Source organism: Polynucleobacter sp. (assembly GCF_040400325.1).
Lineage (GTDB): Bacteria > Pseudomonadota > Gammaproteobacteria > Burkholderiales > Burkholderiaceae > Polynucleobacter.
Genome location: NZ_JBBAQK010000004.1, coordinates 102,291 through 125,005, shown reverse-complemented (window position 1 = coordinate 125,005; position 22,715 = coordinate 102,291). Strand labels below are relative to the sequence as shown.

Annotated in this window: 21 protein-coding genes; 13 read left to right on the top strand and 8 right to left on the bottom strand. The window is 45.9% G+C overall.

Going from position 1 to position 22,715, the window contains the following annotated elements; translation table 11 throughout:
• Window positions 1-7: 7 nt before the first annotated feature.
• Entirely contained in the window at window positions 8-892 is an 885-nt protein-coding gene (galU, locus tag ABWP14_RS05075) for a UTP--glucose-1-phosphate uridylyltransferase GalU (protein WP_353201894.1), read from the top strand.
• Window positions 893-898: 6 nt separating this feature from the next.
• Here galU and ABWP14_RS05070 read toward each other — a convergent pair whose 3' ends face one another.
• Entirely contained in the window at window positions 899-1,138 is a 240-nt protein-coding gene (locus tag ABWP14_RS05070; RefSeq protein WP_502930144.1) for a sulfurtransferase TusA family protein, read from the bottom strand.
• Window positions 1,135-3,759, bottom strand: a complete 2,625-nt coding sequence (alaS, locus tag ABWP14_RS05065) for an alanine--tRNA ligase (RefSeq protein ID WP_353201893.1) — start codon at window positions 3,757-3,759, stop codon at window positions 1,135-1,137. The genes ABWP14_RS05070 and alaS overlap by 4 nt, the downstream gene beginning before the upstream one ends.
• A 124-nt stretch (window positions 3,760-3,883) precedes the next feature.
• Here alaS and ABWP14_RS05060 point away from each other — a divergent pair, with 124 nt between their 5' ends.
• The 3 genes from ABWP14_RS05060 to ABWP14_RS05050 all read left to right on the top strand — a co-directional run bounded on the left by ABWP14_RS05060 (window position 3,884) and on the right by ABWP14_RS05050 (window position 7,719).
• A complete protein-coding gene (locus tag ABWP14_RS05060) occupies window positions 3,884-4,345 on the top strand; it encodes a tripartite tricarboxylate transporter TctB family protein (RefSeq protein WP_353201892.1) in 462 nt (153 codons plus the stop codon).
• Between the two features lie 17 nt (window positions 4,346-4,362).
• Complete coding sequence (locus ABWP14_RS05055; protein ID WP_353201891.1) at window positions 4,363-5,865, top strand: tripartite tricarboxylate transporter permease; 1,503 nt, start codon at window positions 4,363-4,365, stop codon at window positions 5,863-5,865.
• Between the two features lie 84 nt (window positions 5,866-5,949).
• Window positions 5,950-7,719 (top strand): glutamine--tRNA ligase/YqeY domain fusion protein, encoded by a 1,770-nt coding sequence (locus tag ABWP14_RS05050; protein WP_353201890.1) that lies wholly within the window; start codon window positions 5,950-5,952, stop codon window positions 7,717-7,719.
• Here the strand turns inward: ABWP14_RS05050 and ABWP14_RS05045 are convergent.
• Window positions 7,700-8,587, bottom strand: coding sequence for an SDR family oxidoreductase (locus ABWP14_RS05045; RefSeq protein ID WP_353201918.1), 888 nt, complete (start codon window positions 8,585-8,587; stop codon window positions 7,700-7,702). The genes ABWP14_RS05050 and ABWP14_RS05045 overlap by 20 nt on opposite strands.
• Window positions 8,588-8,623: 36 nt before the next feature.
• On the opposite strand from ABWP14_RS05045, the gene ABWP14_RS05040 reads away from it, so the two are divergent.
• Window positions 8,624-9,664: a CDP-6-deoxy-delta-3,4-glucoseen reductase gene (locus ABWP14_RS05040; RefSeq protein WP_353201889.1), complete on the top strand. Its 1,041-nt coding sequence runs from the start codon at window positions 8,624-8,626 to the stop codon at window positions 9,662-9,664.
• Between the two features lie 62 nt (window positions 9,665-9,726).
• Complete coding sequence (locus ABWP14_RS05035; protein ID WP_353201888.1) at window positions 9,727-10,920, top strand: acetylornithine transaminase; 1,194 nt, start codon at window positions 9,727-9,729, stop codon at window positions 10,918-10,920.
• A 5-nt stretch (window positions 10,921-10,925) separates the two neighbouring features.
• On the opposite strand, the gene ispH is transcribed toward ABWP14_RS05035, so the two are convergent.
• Both ispH and ABWP14_RS05025 read right to left on the bottom strand, forming a co-directional pair.
• Complete coding sequence (gene ispH, locus ABWP14_RS05030; RefSeq protein WP_353201887.1) at window positions 10,926-11,876, bottom strand: 4-hydroxy-3-methylbut-2-enyl diphosphate reductase; 951 nt, start codon at window positions 11,874-11,876, stop codon at window positions 10,926-10,928.
• 3 nt (window positions 11,877-11,879) lie between these two features.
• The gene (locus tag ABWP14_RS05025) at window positions 11,880-12,326 is read right to left on the bottom strand and encodes an FKBP-type peptidyl-prolyl cis-trans isomerase (protein ID WP_353201886.1); all 447 of its coding nucleotides are present in this window, start codon (window positions 12,324-12,326) and stop codon (window positions 11,880-11,882) included.
• Window positions 12,327-12,347: 21 nt separating this feature from the next.
• Between ABWP14_RS05025 and radC the strand changes: the two genes are divergently transcribed.
• The 3 genes from radC (at window position 12,348) to rpmG (ending at window position 13,620) form a co-directional block, all read left to right on the top strand.
• Window positions 12,348-13,046: a RadC family protein gene (radC, locus tag ABWP14_RS05020; RefSeq protein WP_353201885.1), complete on the top strand. Its 699-nt coding sequence runs from the start codon at window positions 12,348-12,350 to the stop codon at window positions 13,044-13,046.
• Between the two features lie 161 nt (window positions 13,047-13,207).
• Window positions 13,208-13,441, top strand: coding sequence for a 50S ribosomal protein L28 (gene rpmB, locus ABWP14_RS05015; protein ID WP_011903570.1), 234 nt, complete (start codon window positions 13,208-13,210; stop codon window positions 13,439-13,441).
• Between the two features lie 11 nt (window positions 13,442-13,452).
• Window positions 13,453-13,620, top strand: a complete 168-nt coding sequence (gene rpmG, locus ABWP14_RS05010; RefSeq protein ID WP_028819341.1) for a 50S ribosomal protein L33 — start codon at window positions 13,453-13,455, stop codon at window positions 13,618-13,620.
• A gap of 92 nt (window positions 13,621-13,712) precedes the next feature.
• On the opposite strand, the gene ABWP14_RS05005 is transcribed toward rpmG, so the two are convergent.
• From ABWP14_RS05005 to purN, 3 genes are read right to left on the bottom strand one after another with little or no spacing between them, the layout of a single operon-like run.
• Complete coding sequence (locus tag ABWP14_RS05005) at window positions 13,713-14,906, bottom strand: DesA family fatty acid desaturase (RefSeq protein ID WP_353201884.1); 1,194 nt, start codon at window positions 14,904-14,906, stop codon at window positions 13,713-13,715.
• Between the two features lie 27 nt (window positions 14,907-14,933).
• Window positions 14,934-16,499 carry an RsmB/NOP family class I SAM-dependent RNA methyltransferase gene (locus tag ABWP14_RS05000; protein ID WP_353201883.1) on the bottom strand — a complete coding sequence of 522 codons (1,566 nt, stop codon included), beginning with the start codon at window positions 16,497-16,499 and terminating at the stop codon, window positions 14,934-14,936.
• Complete coding sequence (gene purN, locus ABWP14_RS04995; RefSeq protein WP_353201882.1) at window positions 16,496-17,125, bottom strand: phosphoribosylglycinamide formyltransferase; 630 nt, start codon at window positions 17,123-17,125, stop codon at window positions 16,496-16,498. Before purN ends, ABWP14_RS05000 begins: the two co-directional genes overlap by 4 nt.
• A 39-nt stretch (window positions 17,126-17,164) precedes the next feature.
• On the opposite strand from purN, the gene ABWP14_RS04990 reads away from it, so the two are divergent.
• The 4 genes from ABWP14_RS04990 to coaBC are packed head-to-tail and all read left to right on the top strand — an operon-like array spanning window position 17,165 to window position 22,694.
• Window positions 17,165-18,115 carry a bifunctional riboflavin kinase/FAD synthetase gene (locus tag ABWP14_RS04990; protein ID WP_353201881.1) on the top strand — a complete coding sequence of 317 codons (951 nt, stop codon included), beginning with the start codon at window positions 17,165-17,167 and terminating at the stop codon, window positions 18,113-18,115.
• A complete protein-coding gene (gene ileS / locus ABWP14_RS04985; RefSeq protein ID WP_502930145.1) occupies window positions 18,090-20,969 on the top strand; it encodes an isoleucine--tRNA ligase in 2,880 nt (959 codons plus the stop codon). Before ABWP14_RS04990 ends, ileS begins: the two co-directional genes overlap by 26 nt.
• Window positions 20,970-20,984: 15 nt before the next feature.
• Window positions 20,985-21,473 (top strand): signal peptidase II, encoded by a 489-nt coding sequence (lspA, locus tag ABWP14_RS04980; protein WP_353201880.1) that lies wholly within the window; start codon window positions 20,985-20,987, stop codon window positions 21,471-21,473.
• A 9-nt stretch (window positions 21,474-21,482) separates the two neighbouring features.
• A complete protein-coding gene (coaBC, locus tag ABWP14_RS04975) occupies window positions 21,483-22,694 on the top strand; it encodes a bifunctional phosphopantothenoylcysteine decarboxylase/phosphopantothenate--cysteine ligase CoaBC (protein ID WP_353201879.1) in 1,212 nt (403 codons plus the stop codon).
• Window positions 22,695-22,715 lie beyond the last annotated feature (21 nt).

Below are 22,715 nucleotides of genomic sequence, written 5' to 3'. Positions count from 1 at the left end.
ACCCTAAATGCCCTTAAGCACCAAAGTAATCACCAAAGCAGTTTTTCCTGTTGCAGGCTTGGGCACGCGCTTTTTGCCGGCCACTAAAGCTAGTCCTAAAGAAATGCTCAACGTGGTTGATAAGCCTTTAATTCAGTATGCAGTCGAAGAGGCAATTGCTGCCGGTATCACCGAGATGATTTTCGTTACGGGTCGTAGCAAACGCGCGATTGAAGATCACTTTGATAAGGCATATGAACTTGAAGCTGAACTGGAAGCAAAAAATAAACAATCTTTACTTGAAATTGTTCGTAGCGTAAAACCTAGCCATGTTGATTGTGTTTATGTCCGTCAACCGGAAGCTCTGGGCTTAGGTCAGGCTGTTTTATGTGCAGCAAAGTTAGTGCGCGATGAACCTTTTGCCATCATCTTGGCCGATGACTTATTGGATGGTCAGCCACCTGTACTCAAACAAATGCTCAAGGTATTTGAAGAGCAAAACGGTTCTGTTATTGCAGTAGAGAAAATTGATCCTGCTAAGAGCAGCTCCTACGGGATTGTTGCTGGCAGTGAAGTTACTAAAGGCATTTACCGCCTCAATGGCATCGTAGAAAAACCACAACCAAAAGATGCCCCATCGAATCTAGCAGTGGTGGGGCGCTATGTGCTGTCATCTGACATCTTTGCTCATATTCGTAATCTCAAGCCTGGTGCAGGAGGAGAAATTCAGCTCACCGACGCCATTGCTTCCTTATTGAAAGTAGAGCCTGTTTTTGCGTATGAATATGATGGCGTACGCTTTGACTGCGGTAGCAAATTAGGCTATCTCAAAGCTTCAGTGGAATTTGCTTTGCGTCATCCTGAAGTAGCTGATGATTTTGCCGCGTATCTCAAAAGCCGCTCACTCACTTAAGACTGCTTAGCGCCTTTTAAGATAAAAGACCAACACTTCACCTTCGTTAGTGCTGGCAAGCAATTCATTTCCAGTCTGTTTAGCAAATGCAGGAAAGTCGTGAGCAGCACCGGCATCAGTGGCTTTGATCTTCAAGACTTCGCCTGACTGCATCGTCGCGAGTACTTTTTTAGTACGTAAAATCGGTAGTGGGCAGTTCATGCCAATAGCGTCCACTTCTACATTAAACACAATCTCTTGACTCATTTGCTTGCCACCCAATCTTTGACGCTAGCCAATGCAGCGCTAAGCTTACTAGGATCATTACCACCGGCCATCGCCATCTCAGGCTTACCGCCACCTTTACCGCCTACTTGTAGTGCAACAAAGTTCACTAAATCGCCGGCCTTCACTTTAGTAATGGAATCGGCTGTAACACCGGCAATCAAACTGACCTTATCGCCCTGTACTGAGGCCAACACGATTGCTGCAGTTTTTAATTTAGCTTTGAGTGCGTCCATTGTCTCGCGTAACACCTGAGAATCAGCACCATCTAAGCGTGCTGCTAAGACCTTGATGCCATTGACATAAAGTGCCTGATTTGCTAACTCATCACCCTGGCTAGCAGCCAATTTAGAGTTCACTTTTTCTAATTCACGCTCAGCCTGACGTAAGGCATCTTGCAATTGAGCAACGCGGTTTACTAAGTCGCCTGGGTGCGTCTTGAGAATAGTTGCAGCCTGATTCATTTTGTCTTCTAAGCCTTGCAAGAAATGCAAAGCATTATTACCCGTCACTGCCTCAACACGACGAATACCAGCAGCCACGCCACTTTCAGAAACAATCTTTAAGCTACCAATATCGCCAGTGCGTGCTACGTGTGTTCCGCCACACAATTCTTTTGAACTACCAATTTCTAGGACGCGTACTTCATCTCCATACTTCTCACCAAACAGCATCATGGCGCCGGTCTTTTGCGCATCCTCTAAAGACATCACCTTGCCTGAGGTGGCACTGTTTTCTAAAATTTCACGATTGACGATATTTTCAACTCGGCGAATTTGCTGGGCCGTGATTGGTGCATTATGGGTAAAGTCAAAACGGGTTTTGGTGGCGTCAACTAATGAGCCTTTTTGTTGTACATGATCACCTAAGACTTCACGCAGGGCTTTATGCAAAATATGCGTTGCACTGTGATTACGCATCGTATCAGTGCGTTGTGCAACATCTACCAAAGCATTTAAGGAATCCCCTAGCTTGATCTCCCCTTCTAATACCTCTCCTTGATGACCAAAAACATCAGACTGAATCTTGAAGGTATCAGCGACACCAAAATGCACAGTTTCATTACGCAATTCACCCTTATCACCAACCTGCCCCCCAGACTCAGCATAAAAAGGGGTGTTATCCAACACAAGGACTGCTAAGTCACCTGCTTTAACGACTTGAACCTCTGAACCATCAACATATAGAGCAGTTACTTTCGCGCCCTCATGTCTTAAGGTGTCATACCCATGGAACTGAGTAGGTTTGCCTTTGTATTCCAGGCCTTGTGCAACTTTAAACTTACCGGCAGCACGCGCTTGGTCGCGTTGCTTTTGCATTGCCACTTCGAAACCTTCTGCGTCGACAGTGACACCACGCTCGCGACACACATCTGCAGTGAGATCTAATGGAAAACCAAAAGTGTCATGCAAGCGGAAGGCGGTTTCACCATCAACTATTTTTGCGCCTCCTGCCAATGCACCCTCTAAGATCTCCATACCATTAGCGATGGTTTGGAAGAAGCGCTCTTCTTCTTGCTTGAGAACGTCACTGACCTTATCTTGTGCAGCACGTAACTCAGGATAGGCATCACCCATCTCTTTTACTAATGCGGGAACTAGCTGATAAAAGAATGGCTTGCGTGCCCCTAACTTATAACCGTGACGAATCGCACGACGTGCAATACGCCGCAAGACATAAGCACGACCAGCATTTCCGGGAATGACTCCATCAACCACAATAAAACTACAAGCTCGAATATGATCTGCGATCACTTTTAGTGATGGGCTTTGTGCATCGCAGTTCTCACCACCAGCACCATCAACACTTTCTTTAGCCGCTTTTAATAAATTAACAAAGAGATCGATTTCATAATTGGAATGCACATGTTGTAGAACAGCTGCTATCCGCTCAAGGCCCATACCGGTATCTACACTTGGCTTAGGCAGTAGATGCATATTGCCAGCCTCATCGCGATTGAACTGCATAAAAACGTTATTCCAAATTTCGATGTAGCGATCGCCATCTTCGTCAGCGCTGCCTGGGGGGCCGCCAGGAATATGTTCACCATGATCGTAAAAAATTTCAGTGCATGGGCCACAAGGACCTGTGTCGCCCATCATCCAGAAATTATCAGAGGCATAACGCGCACCTTTGTTATCTCCAATACGAATAATGCGATCAGCCGGTATTCCAATTTGCTTATTCCAAATCTCATAAGCCTCATCATCTTCGGCGTATACGGTCACCAAGAGCTTTTCTTTGGGCAACTTCAATACCTGGGTCAATAAATCCCAAGCAAATTGAATCGCATCTCTCTTGAAATAATCCCCAAAAGAGAAATTACCCAGCATCTCAAAGAAGGTGTGATGACGGGCTGTATACCCAACGTTATCCAAATCATTATGTTTTCCGCCGGCGCGAATACATTTTTGGGCAGTTGTAGCACGGTTATAAGAGCGTTTATCAAAACCCAAAAATACATCCTTGAATTGATTCATCCCCGCATTGGTAAACAGTAGGGTTGGGTCATTCCCTGGCACCACTGGACTTGAAGGGACTATTTGGTGGCCTTTTTCGGCAAAAAAATCCAGGTAAGCCTGGCGAATTTGGGTGACTTTCATGAAGATAATTATCGCACTCGGAATAGACTAGGGCAAACCCTAGTCGATAAGCTCTAATCGTGCCTTACAATCGCTCAAGATTATTAAAAGATCGGCAATCAAGTCGATACACAAGGAGCAAAATTTGAAAATTCGTAATCAACGAGATTTTGGAGCCGGAGTCATGTATATGGCTATTGGCCTCTTCTTCGCCATCGTCGCTAGGCAGTACCAATACGGTACAGCAGCCAAGATGGGTCCAGGTTATTTCCCATTCTGGCTCGGCATGATAATGGCAGCGCTAGGCTTACTTATTTTAGTAAAGTCCTTGAGCGCTAAAGCCCCCATTGATGCCATTCCTAAATTCAACTGGAAAATTGTTGGGCTCATTACTGGGTCTATCGTTTTATACGGAATACTCCTGCCAAAAATGGGGTTTATCGTGGCGATCTTTGTATTGGTAATGCTAGCTTCCAGTGCTAGTCGTGAATTTAACTGGAAAGTAGCGTTCATTAATTTTGTAGTCCTACTTTGCTTCACTTACTCGGTATTTGTAATGGGTCTAAAGCTTCAATTCCCCCTTCTGCCGTTCTTCCTCCAATCATAAAACCGGGACACTAAAAAATGGAATTATTTACAAATTTAGCCCTCGGCTTTGAAACGGCATTTACGCTACAAAACCTGATTTATTGCCTTCTTGGTTGTGTTTTAGGAACGCTGATTGGCGTACTCCCTGGCTTAGGGCCTGTAGCCACAATTGCCATGCTCTTACCAGCGACCTATGCCCTACCTCCTATCGCTGCCTTGATTATGTTAGCGGGTATTTATTATGGTTCGCAATATGGTGGTTCTACAACGGCGATCTTACTCAATATTCCAGGAGAAACGTCCTCGGTCGTAACTGCGATTGACGGCTACCAGATGGCTAAAAATGGCCGCGGAGGAGTAGCCCTCTTTACTGCTGGAATGGGCTCATTTTTTGCAGGCTGCGTTGCTACCTTGATTTTGGCTGCCTTTGCAGCCCCACTCTCTCAGCTCGCCTTTAAGTTTGGTCCAGCTGAGTATTTCTCGCTGATGGTTTTAGGTTTGATCGGTGCGGTGGTCTTGGCGTCTGGTTCCTTGGTCAAAGCAATTGGCATGATTATCTTAGGTCTCTTGATGGGCTTAATTGGTACTGACGTGAACTCAGGTGTATCTCGCTATGCTTTTGATATCCCAGAGTTAAGCGATGGCATTGGATTTGTCAGCGTTGCGATGGGTGTCTTTGGATTTGCTGAGATTATGAATAACCTTGAAAAGAAGGATGATAGCGAGGGCTTTTTAAATAAAGTCACCACCATGGTCCCGACTAAGCAAGATATCAAGCGCATGATTCCTTCGATCTTGCGCGGTACCACTATCGGCTCTATCCTCGGCATCCTGCCAGGTGGTGGCGCTGCCTTGGCCGCCTTCGGCGCTTACTCAGTAGAGAAAAAATCATCTAAGTACAGCCATGAATTTGGTAAGGGCGCGATCGAAGGTGTTGCTGGCCCTGAGTCTGCAAATAACGCTGCCGCACAAACTTCATTCATCCCATTGCTGACATTGGGTATTCCACCAAATGCAGTTATGGCTTTGATGGTTGGCGCGATGACCATTCATAACATTCAACCAGGTCCTCAAGTGATGACCAGCAACCCAGCATTGTTCTGGGGTCTGATTGCATCGATGTGGATTGGTAATGTGATGTTGATTCTATTGAACTTACCCCTGATTGGTATTTGGGTAAAGCTCTTGAAGATTCCTTATCGCCTTCTTTACCCTGCGATTTTGGTCTTCTGTTGTATTGGTGTGTACACCGTAAACAACACAGTGTTTGACGTCTACGTGACCGCAGCTTTTGGTGTTATTGGTTACATCTTCTTCAAACTCGGTTGCGAACCCCCTCCATTGCTATTGGGCTTTGTACTTGGGCCAATGATGGAAGAAAACTTCCGCCGCGCTTTGCTTCTCTCCCGCGGTGATTTCACTACCTTTTTAACGCGCCCACTTTCATTGGGATTGCTGATCGCCGCAGCCCTCTTGGTGGTGATAGTAGCCTTGCCAGCAGTGAAGAAGAGTCGCCAAGAGGTATTCGTAGAAGAATAATTTCTACTAAGCTATCTAGAGCGAGCCCGCAGCAGTTTGCGGGCTTTTTCTTTATGACTTTGGGGTTTTCTCTACAATGTCGCTATGTCCCAAGATAGCAAACCCTCCAAAGCAGCAGCCCCAAGCACCGAACCTTCTAACTTTTTACGTCAGATCATCGATCATGACTTAGCGAGTGGTGTATTTAAGCAGCGGACCAATGTGGCTGGGCAAGCGATTCCCTCCATCATTATGCGCTTTCCGCCAGAGCCAAATGGCTATCTCCATATTGGTCATGCCAAAAGTATCTGCTTGAACTTTGGACTGGCAGCGGACTATCAGCAACAGGCTGGTGGTGCTCGTTGCAATATGCGCCTAGATGACACTAATCCAGTTAAAGAGGATATTGAATACGCAGACAGCATTCTAGGTGCCGTGAAATGGTTGGGCTTTGATTGGGGGACCCATCTTTATCATGCCAGTGATTACTTTGACAAACTTTATGAGTTTGCAGAAATTCTGATTCAGAATGGCAAAGCTTATGTTGATAGTCAGAGCGCTGATGAGATTCATACCAACCGCGGTAACTTTGGTCAAGCAGGAAAGAATAGCCCTTACCGTGAGCGCAGCGCTGAGGAGAGTCTTTCCCTCTTTCGCGAAATGCGTGATGGCAAATTTAAAGACGGTGAACACGTCCTCCGCCTAAAAATAGATATGGCACACCCCAATATCGTGATGCGCGATCCTGTGGTCTATCGTATTCGCCATGCTGATCACCATCGCACGGGCAGTAAATGGTGCATCTATCCTTTGTATGACTTTACACACTGCATTTCAGATGCTCTTGAGAATGTCTCGCATTCGATTTGCACGCTCGAGTTTGAAAACAATCGTCCGCTCTATGACTGGATTGTGAATTCACTGAAAGAGCTAGGCGTATTTAAAGATCCAGTACCACGCCAGTATGAATTTGCGCGCCTCAATTTGACCTACACCATCACCAGCAAACGCAAGCTTTTACAGTTGGTTGAAGAGAAACATGTGGATGCTTGGGATGATCCACGCATGCCGACAATCGTTGGTATTCGTCGTCGCGGTTATACCCCAGAGAGCATTCGTTTATTCTGCGAGCGCATCGGCGTGTCTAAGGCTGACAGTTGGATTGATATGAGCACACTGGATCAAGCGCTCAGAGACGATTTAGAAGCGAAGGCACCGCGCGCTACAGCAGTACTCAAACCACTGAAGTTGGTAGTACACAATTTTGATGAGGGCGTAAGTGAACCATGCTCTGCACCCCGTCATCCACAGCACCCTGAGTGGGGCAATCGTGAATTTCATTTCACCAAAGAGCTCTGGATTGAGGCGGATGACTTTATGCAAGAACCGGTTAAAGGCTTTTTTCGTTTGTATCCACCAAATGGGGATCAGCCAGGTAGTCGCGTGCGTTTACGCCATGGCTATGTTGTCGAATGCACTGGCTTTGAAACTGACAGCAAAGGCAATGTCACTCAGGTCAACGTGACGTATTTCCCCGATAGTAAGAGTGGTACCTCAGGATCAAATAACTATAAAGTCAAAGGCAATATTCACTGGATTAGTGCTACTGAAGCGATTCCTACTGAAGTGCGACTCTTCGATCATCTATTTACTGATGCGCATCCAGGCAGTGGTGATCAGAATTTCTTAGAGGCCATCAATCCCGACTCCAAAAAAACTATTCAATCCTATTTAGAGCCGTCCATGAAAGATGTTAGAGCTGAAGATCGTTTTCAGTTTGAACGTCACGGTTACTTTATTGCAGATCAGAATGATTCAAAACCAGGAAAGCCTATCTTTAATCGCACTGTTGGTCTTAAGGATTCTTGGAAATAGTTTTTAAGAAATGCGCTACGCTTGGGTAACGAAGTGGGGTTTTTAATTCAGTGAGTCGAGTGTTCGTGACTCTTCTAGACTCGCGCATAAATGACCAAAGCATCGGACTGACCATTTTTTGCAACTCACTCGCTGGCATTCTAGGTGGTCGATCTAGCCCAAAAGCATCTGCTACTTCATCAAAGTAATCGCCCATCTTGGTTTGACCACCGTCACAGGTATTAATCACTCTTTGTGGTTTACCGTGATAAACCGCTGCACAAATCAATCTCGCTAAATCATCGCTCTGAATGTGATTTGAGAAGGCATCTTCATCCGGGAGTAGAGCAGGTGTCTTAGAATGCAGGCGCTCAAGTGGCAAACGATCAGCAGCATAAATACCAGGAACCCTCAGGATGGTCAGCACAACCCCGTGGGTCGGCGCCCATAAGCGTAGAGCACGCTCTGCATCGACCCTTCTTTGTGCACGATCACTTTGTGGGCTAATAGGGGTCGTCTCACTGACCTCCGCCCCTTGATGGTCACCATAAACCCCTGTGGTACTGATGTAAATCAAGCGCCTGACAGTATCGGGGGCTTGGGATAAAATTCGAATTAGGTTGCGGGTTCGGCAATCACGATTACCAAGATTTTGGGGTGGGGCCAGATGAATCACTGTTTGCGCCAAACCGGACAGTCTCCATAAAGATTCTGGATGGTCTAGATTACCCAAAATAGGTGTCGCGCCAACCTCCCTCAACTCCTGAAAGCGACTTTGCGAAGAGGTTAAAGCAAAGACTCGATAATTCGGCGCAAGCTGTCTAGCGATGCGCAGACCAATATCGCCGCAGCCAATAATCAGGATTCGAGGTTTACCAAAAGATTGCATAGCTAACATCGTAACGATTTATTGAGAGGAATGAGAGTGTCTTACCAGGTCAGGCTTAAAACGAGTAGTAAACAATTTACCGTTAACCCGGATGAAACCCTCCTGGAAGCCGCTCTACGTCAAGGTATTCACTTTCCTTATGGCTGCAAAAATGGCGCCTGCGGTTCCTGTAAAGGCAAGGTACTCGAGGGCCAAGTCAGCCATGGTGAGCATAGCCAAAGTGCTCTGAGCACTACTGAAGAAACAGCTGGTGGCGCTCTATTTTGCTGTGCTCATCCAAAATCTGATCTATTGATCGAAGCCCGTGAGATGCAGGGTGCTGGCGATATTGCGATACGGAAAGTACCCTGCCGGGTCAATAGCATCAGTAAACCTAGCGCAGATGTTGCCGTTCTCAAACTACAACTTCCCGCAGCAGAGCGTTTCCAATTTTTGGCTGGCCAATATTTAGAATTTCTGCTCAAAGATGGTCAACGCCGGGCTTATTCAATTGCTACTGCACCTGAACAAGAAGGCCCACTTGAGTTGCATATTCGCCACATGCCTGGCGGACTTTTCACGGATTTTGTTTTTGGTGCAACTTCTCCTACATTAAAAGAAAAAGATATTCTGCGCTTTGAAGGTCCATTAGGAAGCTTCTTCTTACGCGAAGATTCTAAGAAGCCGATTATTTTTGTGGCAGCTGGCACTGGATTTGCACCCATTAAATCCATCATCGAGCAAATGCAGGCCAAGAAAATCAAGCGATCAATTCATTTATATTGGGGTGGTCGTCGTCCAAGTGATCTCTATTTAGATCAATTGTGTCGCGCCTGGGCAGGCGATATCCCCGATTTCAAATACATTCCTGTGATCTCAGATGCGCTTGCAGAAGATGCCTGGAAGGGTCGAACTGGCTTTGTTCATCAAGCGGTTATGGCAGATCACCCCAAGCTGCAGGACTTTCAGGTCTACGCTTGCGGTTCCCCAGTCATGGTAAATGCCGCACGCGATGATTTTTCAGCGAAATGTCATCTACCTGAAGAAGAATTCTTTGCCGATTCCTTTACAAGTGCCGCTGATTTAGCTACAAACTAAATCTCATTAAGCGAGATAATAGAAATACTCATTGCCTCAATTACTTTTAACCAAGAACCAACATGAATAAGCCAGCCCAAGCCATCGATACTCAAGCAGTCATGTTTATTACCAAACGCCCAGATCTCATCATGATTGAGGGTCGCGGCTCATGGTTGACAGATAACAATGGCAAGCGCTATCTAGATTTCCTGCAAGGTTGGGCTGTCAATTGTTTGGGGCACAGCAATCCAGGGATGATCGAGGCTCTTAATGCACAGGCAAAAAAACTGATTAATTCTAGCCCTGCGTTTTATAACGAGCCAATGCTGGGCCTATCCAATCTCCTGATCGCTAATAGTTGCTTTAACAAAGTCTTTTTTGCCAATAGCGGTGCTGAAGCTAATGAAGGCGCAATTAAGTTAGCGCGCAAATGGGGTCAACTCAATAAATCTGGCGCATTTGAAATCATTACTTTTGACCACAGCTTTCATGGACGGACTCTGGCTACGATGAGCGCCTCTGGAAAGCCAGGTTGGGATACGATGTTTGCCCCACAGGTGGCTGGCTTTCCTAAGGCGGATTTAAATGACTTAGATTCAGTCAAAAAGTTGGTAAACGATAAAACTGTTGCCGTCATGATTGAACCTGTGCAGGGTGAGGGTGGCGTCATTCCTGCTTCCGCAGAATTTATGAGCGAGCTGCGCAAATTCACCAAAGAGAACAATATTCTCTTAATCGTTGATGAGGTTCAAGCGGGCTGCGGTAGAACCGGCACCCTATTTGCCTACCAACATTACGGTATTAATCCAGACATCATGACCCTAGGTAAAGGTATTGGTGGCGGTGTTCCTTTAGCAGCACTGCTGGCTACTGATGCAGTAGCGTGTTTTGTCCCTGGTGATCAAGGGGGAACCTATAACGGCAATCCACTCATGACAGCCGTTGGCATGAGTGTCATCGAGCAGCTCTTAGCGCCTGGCTTCTTAGATAGCGTGAAGAGAAAAGGTGAACTTCTAAAATCTGAACTGCTCGTAATTTCAGAAGAATTTGGTCTAGAGGGTGAGCGTGGTGAAGGTTTATTGCGTGCCCTAATGCTTGGTAAAGATATTGGTGGAAAATTGGTTGATCTTGCACGTGAGCGCACCCCAGAAGGTTTGCTCATTAATTCTCCCAGACCAAATCTCTTGCGCTTTATGCCAGCACTTAATGTCAGTGATGACGAGATCCGTCAAATGAGCGCTATGTTGCGCGAACTTCTGAAGCAAGTAGCTTAGTGCAATTAGTCGACTAAGTTTTTTGGCAGGGAAAATGTTACATCCTCAACCACTCCAGGTAGCGCCCGGACTTGGCGTGGACCAAACTCTTGAATCCGCTTCACGATAGATTGCGCCAAGGATTCTGGAGCCGATGCGCCTGCCGTTAAACCAACCCGCTTCTTGCCAACAAACCACTCAGCCTTGAGTTGATCTGGATCGTCCACCATGTAGGAAGGTACCCCCAACTTTTCAGAGAGTTCTCGCAAACGATTAGAGTTCGAGCTCGCCGCACTACCAACCACAATCACTATCTCCACCTGAGGAGCCATAAATTTCACAGCATCTTGGCGATTCTGAGTGGCATAGCAGATATCTTGTTTTCGGGGTTGGACGATATTGGGGTATTTTTTAATAAGGGCATCAACGATTTCTTTAGTCTCATCTACAGATAAAGTGGTCTGTGTAACAAAGGCAATCCTTTCATTGTCCGGAAAAGACAATTTTTGGATGTCCTCTAATTTTTCCACCAGAAAAATACCTTCTTTAACTTGCCCCATCGTCCCCTCAACCTCGGGATGGCCTGGGTGTCCAATCATTAACACCGTGAATCCATCTTTACACATTTTGACAACCTCTAGATGCACCTTTGTTACCAAAGGACATGTGGCGTCATACACCTGCAAACCCCGCTCTTGCGCATCCTTACGAACCTCTTGGGATACACCATGGGCACTAAAGACTACGATCCCTCCTTTAGGAATCTCATTTAAGTCTTCTACAAAGATTGCCCCTTTTTCACGCAAATCATTTACGACGAATGCGTTATGCACAATCTCATGACGTACATAAATGGGCGTACCGAATCGGCTCAGTGCTTCTTCCACGATATTGATAGCGCGATCAACACCTGCGCAAAAACCACGCGGTTGTGCCATCAAAATTTCAGAGTCATTGGAAATAGATTGATTTGTCATAACTTACAGAATAGCAATGATTTCAGCTTCAAATGTAACAGGTCTTCCTGCCAAAGGATGATTAAAGTCAAACCATGCTCCCTCTTCATTAATCGATTGCAAGACACCTGCATATTGAGCACCACCAGGCGCATTAAATTCAATCACATCGCCAGGATGAAATTCTACGTCGTCATCACGGCCTTCTTTCAGCGCTTGCAAAGAAACCCATTGCACCAAATCTTCTTTACGCTCACCAAAACTTTCCTCAGGTGTTAGTACTGCACTTCTTTTTTCACTAATACCTAGACCTAACAACACTTTTTCAAAGCAAGGAGCAAATTGTCCAGAACCCATCAGAACCGTCGCAGGGCGATCAACAAAAGTGTTGATGAAGTCATCCCCACTGGGCAAAGTCAGTCGATAGTTGAGAGTCAAATAGGAATTTGGCAAAACGGTCAGCTTAGTCATAAAGAGATTGTATCTAGACCTGTGAGTACTGGCCATTCCCCTATTACAGAATGGCCAAAACATGAACAGCCCAGAGAAAAGCTACGTCGCTTTGGTGCCCAGTCCCTTAGCGATGCAGAGCTTTTGGCGATCTTTTTACGGGTTGGCGTAAGAGGTAAAAGTGCCGTATCTTTGGCAGAAGATCTTTTGCGCCAATTTGGTAATCTGCCTCGGCTGATGACATGCAAACCCGATGAATTTATTCAAGTTCATGGCATGGGTTTGTCCAAATGGTCTCAGATTCAGGCGGCGTATGAACTGGTTAAGCGCAGTCTTGAAGAGCAATTAGCTCAAGACTCCATTTTTTCATCGCCCATTCTGGTCAAAGAGTTCCTTCAGGCCAAAATTGGAGCCCTTCCTCACGAGGTTTTCCTCTGTCTATACCTAGACTCCCGCCTGCACTTAATCGAGTGCCAAGAGCTCTTTAGAGGCTCGATTACCCAAACCGCCGTATACCCAAGGGAGATCCTCAAAGAGGCCCTCGCCAGAAATGCCAGCGCTCTCATCGTGGCCCATAACCATCCCAGCGGCAACCCCTTGCCTAGCGAGGCCGATCAAGAACTCACTAAGATCTTGATTAAAGCCCTGCAACTAGTCGAAATCCCCCTCTTAGATCACTGCATCGTCAGTGGTAGTGGTTTTTTCTCTTTTTCTGACTCTGGTCTTATGAGGATTGATTAGAAATGGTAGTAAACGCAAACTTACAGAAGTTCTTGGGCTGCATCCATACTCTTAATATGGAACGTACTGCGACCTTTAGCAAACCAAAGTCATTCAGAACTAGCCCAAAATAGGCTGGGACTGATACAATCATTTCTTTTCGCAATTAATGGAGTTATGTCATGGCAAAAGTTTGCCAAGTCACTGGGAAAAAGCCGATGGTTGGCAATAATGTTTCCCATGCAAACAATAAAACGAAGCGTCGCTTTTTGCCTAATCTGCAAAACCGTCGTTTCTGGGTTGAATCTGAAAACCGTTGGATTAGCTTGCGCTTAACCAATGCTGGTTTGCGCGTTATCGACAAAAACGGCATCGATGCTGTCTTGTCTGATCTGCGTGCACGTGGCGAAATTTAAGGAGCGCACAAATGGCTAAAGGCGGCAGAGAAAAAATTAAATTAGAGTCATCAGCTGGTACTGGTCACTTTTATACAACATCCAAAAACAAGCGCACTAAGCCTGAAAAAATGGAGCTCATGAAGTTTGATCCCACCATTCGCAAGCATGTTGCCTATAAAGAAACTAAGCTGAAGTAATGCATTGATTGCACTTCATGCAAATAAAAAACCCGCTACATCAGCGGGTTTTTTATTGGTCTCGATATTGCCAGAAACAAGGTTCAATCGATTTATGCGTAACGACGCAGTCTTAAAGAAAAATCACGCAAGCTAGCTAAACCACTATCCTCAGCACGCTGACACCATGCATGTAACTGAGATACTAACTGCTCTCTTGTAGCGTTAGAACGACCCCAGATTGCTTGCAAGTCACGGCGCATCTCAATCATTTTGCAAAGCTGCAAATTGCTTGAGATCAACTCTTCAAGCTTTAGCTTTTCTTCCTCGCTTAAACGAGATTCATCCTTAGCCAACCAAGCACCAGCATCCTTAAGATGAACGGCTAGAACCTGTATATGCTGAACTTCATTAGTAAAGAAGCGACGCAAAGTCTTGCTATAACGAGCCATAATTTCATAGCGATTAGCAATGATCGCTTCCAGCGTATTGTGATCGGCAGGTCGTAAGTCGCTCAGTTGTGGTTTAGGTGGTGTCTTTTTAACTGTTGCTAAACCAACTGAACTTAAGATCTGAATGTATAGCCAACCAATATCAAATTCATACCATTTATTTGAAAGCTTGGCACTCGTAGCAAAGGTGTGATGATTGTTATGGAGTTCTTCACCACCAATCAAGATTCCCCACGGAACAATATTAGTCGAGGCATCCTCACAATCAAAATTACGATAACCCCAAAAATGGCCAATGCCGTTAATGACACCAGCAGCTGTGATCGGAATCCACAACATCTGAACCGCCCAAACTGTTAAGCCAATGCCGCCAAATAAAAACACATCAATGATCAACATAAGCCCAACACCTTGCCAAGAAAACTTGGAGTAGATATTTTTCTCAAGCCAGTCATTCGGAGTGCCATGACCAAACTTATCTAAGGTTTCTTGATTGGCTGCTTCTTGTTTATACAGTTCAGCGCCACGCGTTAGTACTGTTTTAATACCCAAGACTTGGGGGCTATGAGGATCATCAACTGTCTCACACTTAGCGTGATGCTTACGGTGAATAGAGGTCCACTCTTTTGTGACCATACCGGTGGTTAGCCAAAGCCAGAAGCGGAAAAAATGAGAAACGATAGGATGAAGATCTAGAGCGCGATGTGCCTGACAGCGATGCAAAAAGATCGTGACAGCAGCAATTGTGATGTGCGTGAGTACCAAGGTAAAGATGGTGATTTGCCACCAAGACCAGTCCAAATAGCCATTGTCCAGCCAGTGAAGCAATAAATCAAAACTCGAAGCTGTATTCAAAAGAAATTCCTAAATAGAACTAAAACTCTATTTTAGTTCTTTAGCTGGCTTTTTAGTTTTGACCTGAGTCTCTTTTCCCTCACCTTTTTCAGGAGATTGGCTCTGGGGTGCAAGTTTCTTTTGAAAAACGGCAGCAAAAAATCCATCGGTTCCATGGATGTGGGGCCACAACTGCCACCAAGGGTTATCTGCGCTACAACCTAAGGGCAGCTGATCCTTGGGAAAGAGAGGCTTTAAGACTTCGGCTGCAGGAAGCACCTCAAATTCTGGGTGTTTTGCTAGAAAATCTTCTGCAACGCCTTGATTTTCTTGGGGTAATAGACTGCAAGTCGCGTAAACGAGTCGACCTCCTGGTTTTAATAAACGAGCAGCGGAGGCTAAAATATTGGTTTGCTTTTGATTCAGCTCCAGGACTCCTGCGGGGGTCTGGCGCCATTTAAGATCAGGATTACGCCTTAAAGTGCCCATGCCAGAGCAAGGGGCATCTACCAAGACCCGATCGATTTTTCCAGCCAGCCGCTTGATCTTAGAGTCGTTCTCGCTATCAATCCACACTGGATGGACATTGGATAGGCCGCTGCGCGCCTGTCTTGGCTTTAAATTTGCTAGGCGACGCTCAGATGTATCCAGTGCATATAAACGCCCTGTAGAGCGCATCAAGGCACCTATGGCTAAAGTCTTGCCCCCAGCACCCGCACAGAAGTCAACGACCATCTCGCCCCGTTTAGGGGCCAACAAATACGATAAAAGTTGACTGCCCTCATCTTGTACCTCAAACATTCCCGCTTTAAAGGCGGCCGTATTTTGTAAGGCTGGCTTACCCATAATGCGAACACCATCAGGCGCATAAGGAGTGGGTATTGCTTTATAACGACCACCCAAAGCATTCATCTGCGCAAGTAATTCTTCGCGATTGGTTTTCATGGTGTTGGCACGCAAATCCAATAGCGCTGAATGCATTAAGGATTTTGCCAACTCTTCACGAGTACCTTTTCCAGGATATTTTCCAAATGCATCCCATAACCACTCAGGCAAATTATTACGTACTAATGGATTTAAAGACGCAGGATCTACTTTAGAAAAACGTTGTAACCACTCATACTCACCTGGCTTAAGAACATGTGCTAAATTCGCAATCGCGCTCTCGGCACGATTTGCTGAACCCAATCCACCTTCCGAGAGTGCGGACAGTAAACCTAATATGGCCAGGCGTCTAGCCTGTGAACCCTCACCACTCGAAGCAAATTGGGAGAACTCATTCTTACGTCGCAGAATGGCAAATGCACTCTCTGCAATCAAGGCACGATCACGATTTCCTAATTGAGGTTCAGCACGGAAATATCGACTCACTACACGATCTGCTGGTTGCTCAAAGTTCAGCAACTCAGGTAATAAACGTTCTAAATGAATTGCGTGTTGAGGTAGGGCTTTTGCATTTGAAAAATTCTTTTGGCCTTCGGGAGCAATTAAATTACCGCTTGCATTCCGTCTCTCAGGTCGACGTAAGGGATCTTTTGATTTTGCTGCATAACTTTTATGAGGGGCTAATCTTGAACCACTGGAAGACTTTCTGGAAGGTTGCTCTGTACTCATAATTTAAAAAATTGCGACTCGGGGGGTTGTAGCTTCACTTGATTACCTTCTATTCGCAATCGTCCATCAAGGAACCATTTTACGGCCCGCGGGTAAATCTGATGCTCAGCCTCTAAAACACGGGCAGCTAAGGTATCTGCATCATCACCTGCCAGCACTGGAATAGAGGCTTGGCAAATAATTGGGCCTTCATCGACATCCTCAGTAACAAAATGTACTGTCGCGCCATGCTCGCTGATACCGGCCTCTAAAGCGCGCTCATGGGTATGCAAACCAGGGAATGCTGGCAGTAATGCAGGATGGATATTAATGAGGCGACCCTCAAAATGGCGAATAAAGCCTGGCGTCAGTATTCTCATGAAGCCAGCCAAAACCACCAAATCTGCCCCTAATTCATCAATTTGCTGAATTAGGGCTGCATCAAAGGATTCTCGGGTTGCATGCTCTTGATGCTCTATGGTGTACGCTGGGATGCCCTGCAAGCGAGCAAAATCAAGGCCCTTAGCCGCAGACTGGTTTGCAATGACCCCAGCAAACTGGACAGGCCACTGCTCTTTTTGAGCGGTTTTGACGATGGCCTCGAAATTAGATCCGCGGCCTGAGATTAAGGTGACGATTGAAAGCATGCCCACAATATAATTGATGGCTACCCTGAAAGCGATTTTGTGAACGTATTCCGAGGCCCCACCCAGTTTTCTGCAGGACCCGCTTGTGCCTTAACCATTGGAAACTTCGATGGCGTGCATAGGGGTCATTGCGCCCTTCTGAAGCAACTGGTCGATGGCGCTAAAGAAAGAGGCCTAGTCAGTTGTGTCATGACCTTTGAGCCACACCCCAAAGAATTCTTTGCCCCTGAACAAGCACCACCCCGCATCATGAATTTGCGTGACAAACTAGCAGCACTCTCTTCGATTGGAATTGATCGGGTAGTAGTAGAACATTTCCAATCTGCTTTTGCCCGTCTCACGCCCGAAGAGTTTGTTTCAGAAATTATCGTCAAGCGTCTCAACGCCAAATGGATTTTGATAGGTGATGATTTTTGCTATGGCGCCAAACGCGCAGGAAATTTTACGAGCCTACAAGCAGCAGGCCAACAATATGGCTTTGAGGTCTCTAGCATCCAAACTATTCTAGAGAATGGTGAACGCATTTCTAGTTCAGCGTTACGAACTGCTCTTGCAAATGGCGATATGAAGCTAGTGGAAAAATTATTAGGTAGGCCCTACGGTATTTCTGGGCATGTCATTCATGGTCAGAAATTGGGTCGACAATTGGGTTTTCCTACTTTGAATTTAGCAGTAGCCAGTCACCTGCATCATCGTAAGCCAGCAACTACTGGTATTTTTACAGCACAAGTCTTGGGTCTGGATGAAAAGCCTTTAGCAGCAGTAGCTAGTCTTGGCATTAGACCAACAGTCGAAGACCAAGGTCGCGTATTACTCGAGACCCATATATTTGATTACGATAAAGATGTCTATGGAAAAATTATTACTGTGGAACTATTAGAAAAAATTCGGGATGAGGCAAAGTATGCAGACCTCGAAGCCCTTACTAAAGCGATTGCATCTGATGCAGCGCATGCCAGAAATTATTTCCAGAAAAAAACTCATGTCTGAAAAAGAAAATTCTTATCCCGTCAATCTGTTAGATACCTCATTTCCAATGCGGGGTGATTTAGCCAAGCGTGAACCGCAATGGGTTGCCCAATGGCAAAAAAATAAACTCTACGAAAAAATTCGTGCGGCACATACAAATCAACCCCAGTTTATTTTGCATGATGGTCCTCCTTATGCCAACGGCGATATTCATATTGGTCATGCAGTCAACAAGATTCTCAAAGACATGATTGTGAAGTCGCGTTGGCTAATGGGGTTTGATGCAGTCTTTGTTCCAGGCTGGGACTGTCATGGCATGCCAATTGAAATCCAAATAGAAAAAGAATTTGGTAAGAATTTGCCCACTGCAGAAGTGCAAGCAAAAGCACGCGCCTATGCTCTAGTTCAAGTCGAAAAGCAGAAAAAAGATTTTGAGCGCTTAGGTGTATTGGGAGATTGGAATAATCCTTACCTGACCATGAGCTACCGTAATGAGGCTGATGAAATTCGTGCGCTCAGTAAGATTTGGGAAAAGGGTTATGTCTTCCGCGGATTAAAACCCGTGAACTGGTGTTTTGATTGCGGCTCTGCATTAGCTGAGGCTGAGGTTGAGTATCAGGACAAGACCGATCCAACAGTGGATGTGGGTTTTGCATTTGATGATGCGCAGCGCCCAGCCCTAGCAAAAGCATTCGGCCTGCCTGAGCTGCCAAACAAGCCTGGCCAGATTGTGATCTGGACCACCACCCCTTGGACTATTCCAGCCAACCAGGCATTGAACGTTCACCCTGAGCTCACTTACGCACTGGTAGATGTGGGTGATACGTTACTCATTTTGGCAAAAGATCGCGTAGAAACTTGCTTGCAAGACTATGGCCTAGAAGGCAAAGTCATCGCTACTTGCCAAGGCGCACAACTGGCTAATATTTCTTTCTGGCATCCGCTTGCGCCATTGCATGATGGATATAAACGTCTGGCACCCATTTATCCTGCTGAATATGTCACTTTGGATACTGGTACTGGAGTTGTTCACTCCGCACCTGCCTATGGCGAAGAAGACTTCAAGTCCTGCAAAGCCAATCAACTAGATGACAAAGACATTCTGAATCCTGTGATGGGTAACGGGGTGTATGCCTCCTGGCTTCCGCTCTTTGCAAACGAGTACATCTGGAAAGCCAATCCTAAAATTGTCGAGGCAATACGCAAGGCTGGCAGTTTGTTGCAAGACAAAACCTATACCCACTCATATATGCATTGCTGGCGTCATAAGTCGCCCATTATTTACCGTGCAACCTCGCAGTGGTTTGCGAGCATGGATCAGAAACCGTCAGACGGTAACCCAACACTGCGTGAAACAGCGAAAAAGGGTATTGAGAACACGGAGTTTTTCCCAGCCTGGGGGAAGCAACGCCTCAGTAGCATGATTGCCAATCGCCCTGACTGGACCTTGTCACGCCAACGCCAATGGGGCGTACCAATGGCCTTCTTTGTTCATAAAGAAAGTGGTGAGCCACATCCACGTACCGCCCAACTTCTTGAGGAAGTTGCTAAACGAGTCGAAAAAGGGGGCATCGAAGCCTGGCAAAAATTAGAAGTAGCTGAGTTATTGGGCGATGAAGCATCTCAGTATGAAAAAAACCGTGACACCTTGGACGTTTGGTTTGATTCAGGTACGACTCACTGGCATGTGATTCGTGGCTCGCATCGTGATGAATTACTCACTGCCGATGCGCAAACTCTCAATGGCCGTTTGGCTGACTTATACCTAGAGGGTTCAGACCAGCATCGTGGATGGTTCCACTCATCTTTGCTGACTGGCGCGATGCTCGATGGCAAGCCTCCCTACAAAGCACTCTTAACCCATGGGTTTACGGTCGATGGACAAGGCCGCAAGATGAGCAAGTCTGTGGGTAACGTGATTGCTCCACAGCAAGTGGCTGATAAGCTCGGTGCAGAAATCATTCGTCTGTGGGTGGCTTCAACCGATTACTCAGGCGAAATGACGATCTCTGACGAGATTCTCAAGCGCGTGACTGAAAGTTATCGTCGCATTCGTAACACCCTGCGCTTTTTATTAGCCAATCTATCTGACTTTGATCCTAGCGTGCACAGCATGCCAGCCGATCAATGGTTAGAAATTGATCGTTATGCAGTAGCGCTCGCTGGTCAATTGCAAAGTGATGTCAAAGCACATTACCAGGTATATGAATTCCAACCAGCAGTAGCGCGCATGCTCACTTTCTGCTCGGAAGATTTAGGTGGCTTCTATCTAGATATTCTGAAAGATCGCCTTTATACCAGCGCTCCAGATTCAGCTGACCGTCGTGCTGCACAGAACGCACTATTTCATATCACCCGTAACCTCCTGAAATGGTTATCACCTTTCCTTTCATTTACTGCAGAAGAAGCATGGCAATCATTCCCTCACGGTTCAAATGAAACTGCTAAAGACTCCATCTTTATGGAAGAGTTTGCTGCGCTTCCTACCATTGAGAATGCTGATGAGTTACTGGCGAAATGGAGTCGTATTCGCGAAATCCGTTCAGAGGTGACAAAAGCAATTGAGCTCGAGCGTGAAGCAGGTCATGTAGGCTCTTCTTTGCAGGCTGAACTCACCATCAAAGTAGGCGATATCGATTTCGCGATCTTGCATTCACTAGAAGACGATTTACGTTTTGTCACCATTACCTCTAGCGCTAATATTGAGCTCAGTAGCGATGGCTTGGAAGTACTTGTTCGCAGTAGCCAATATCAGAAATGTGCTCGCTGCTGGCACCACACTGCTGACGTAGGAAGTCATGCGAAGTATGCTGACTTGTGTGGTCGCTGCATTAGTAATGTATTTGGTGATGGCGATCATCGCTTATTTGCTTAAGCGCCAGACCATTTTATGAGCCTAACATTTCTCCGCTACCTTGCAATCGCTGTCATCGTTCTGTTGCTTGATCAGCTCAGTAAATGGTCAGCTCTAAGTCATCTTCAGGTTGGCATACCAGAACCGGTACTCCCGTTTTTCAACTGGCTGCTCCTGTTTAACCCAGGCGCTGCCTTTTCATTTTTAGCACAAAGCTCAGGTTGGCAACGCTGGTTTTTCACTATCATCGGAATTGCAGCAGCAATTTATATTATTTGGCTGCTATACAAAAACCAAACGGATAAATTACTCTGCTTTGCTTTAAGCCTCATTTTAGGTGGAGCAATCGGTAATGTAATGGATCGCATTATGTATGGTGCGGTAGTCGACTTTATTGACTTGCATTATGGCAACTGGCACTGGCCCGCATTTAATATTGCCGATAGTGCCATTTGTATAGGGGCTGCCCTCATTATTTGGGGTGAATTACGTAAGTCATTTGGCAAATCATCTCAATCCCAGTAAGCTGGCGCCATGCAATCACTTTTAAATAAAAAACTTGTTCTCGGAATCTCAGGCGGTATTGCTGCCTATAAGGCTCCTGAGCTTGCACGCCAGTTAATGCAAGAAGGTGCATCGGTTCAAGTTGTGATGACAGAAGCAGCAGGACAGTTTGTAACAGCTGTCACGATGCAAGCTTTAACAGGTAACCCGGTCTATACAAGCCAGTGGGATAGCAGTATTCCCAATAATATGGCCCACATTGAATTATCCAGAGCTGCGGATGCGATTTTGATTGCTCCCGCAAGTGCAGATCTCATGGCAAAGCTTTCTCTTGGTTTGGCCGATGATTTACTGAGCACCTTATGTCTTGCAAGAGATTGTCCTTTGCTACTTGCCCCAGCAATGAATAAACAAATGTGGGAACATGTAGCCACTCAGCGAAGCGTCCAACGTCTTCATCAAGATGGCGTTAGCTTACTTGGTCCAGCAAGTGGCTTTCAGGCATGTGGTGAGATTGGTATGGGTCGAATGCTTGAGCCCACTGAAATATGCGAGCAAGTAGTTGCCTTCTTCCAAAAAAAGATACTTACTGGTAAAAAAGTATTGATTACTGCTGGCCCTACTTTTGAAGCAATTGATCCCGTGCGCGGCATTACCAATCACAGCTCTGGAAAAATGGGTTTTGCGATTGCACGTGCAGCGCTTGAAGCTGGTGCAGACGTACACCTCATTGCTGGCCCTTGTGACCTAGAGACACCTCTTGCTGCTACCGGAAAAATCACTCGCACCGATATCACTAGCGCAAAGCAAATGCATGCAGCGGCACTTCAATCACTTGATAACGATATCTTTTTTGCTGTAGCTGCGGTAGCAGACTGGGGAATTGCAAAGCCCGCAAAAGAGAAAATCAAACGCCAAGGTGAAAAAGCTCCAGCGTTGGAGTTTGTTGCTAACCCAGATATTCTTCTCGATGTTGCAAAAACAGTAAAGACCAAGGGCGGCAAGCCATATCCCTACTGTGTCGGGTTTGCAGCTGAGTCTAGTAATCTAGAGTTACATGCTAATGAGAAACGCAAGCGTAAGGGCATCCCGATGATTGTGGGCAATATTGGGCCCGATACCTTTGGTAGCGATCTAAATCAATTATTGATCATCGATGAACAGGGTAGTAAAAAACTCGCAAGTGCTGAAAAACTTCAGCTTGCAAGACAACTGATTGCGCTTGTTGCGAAAAAAATCTAGCTAATAATTACCGATTTTACT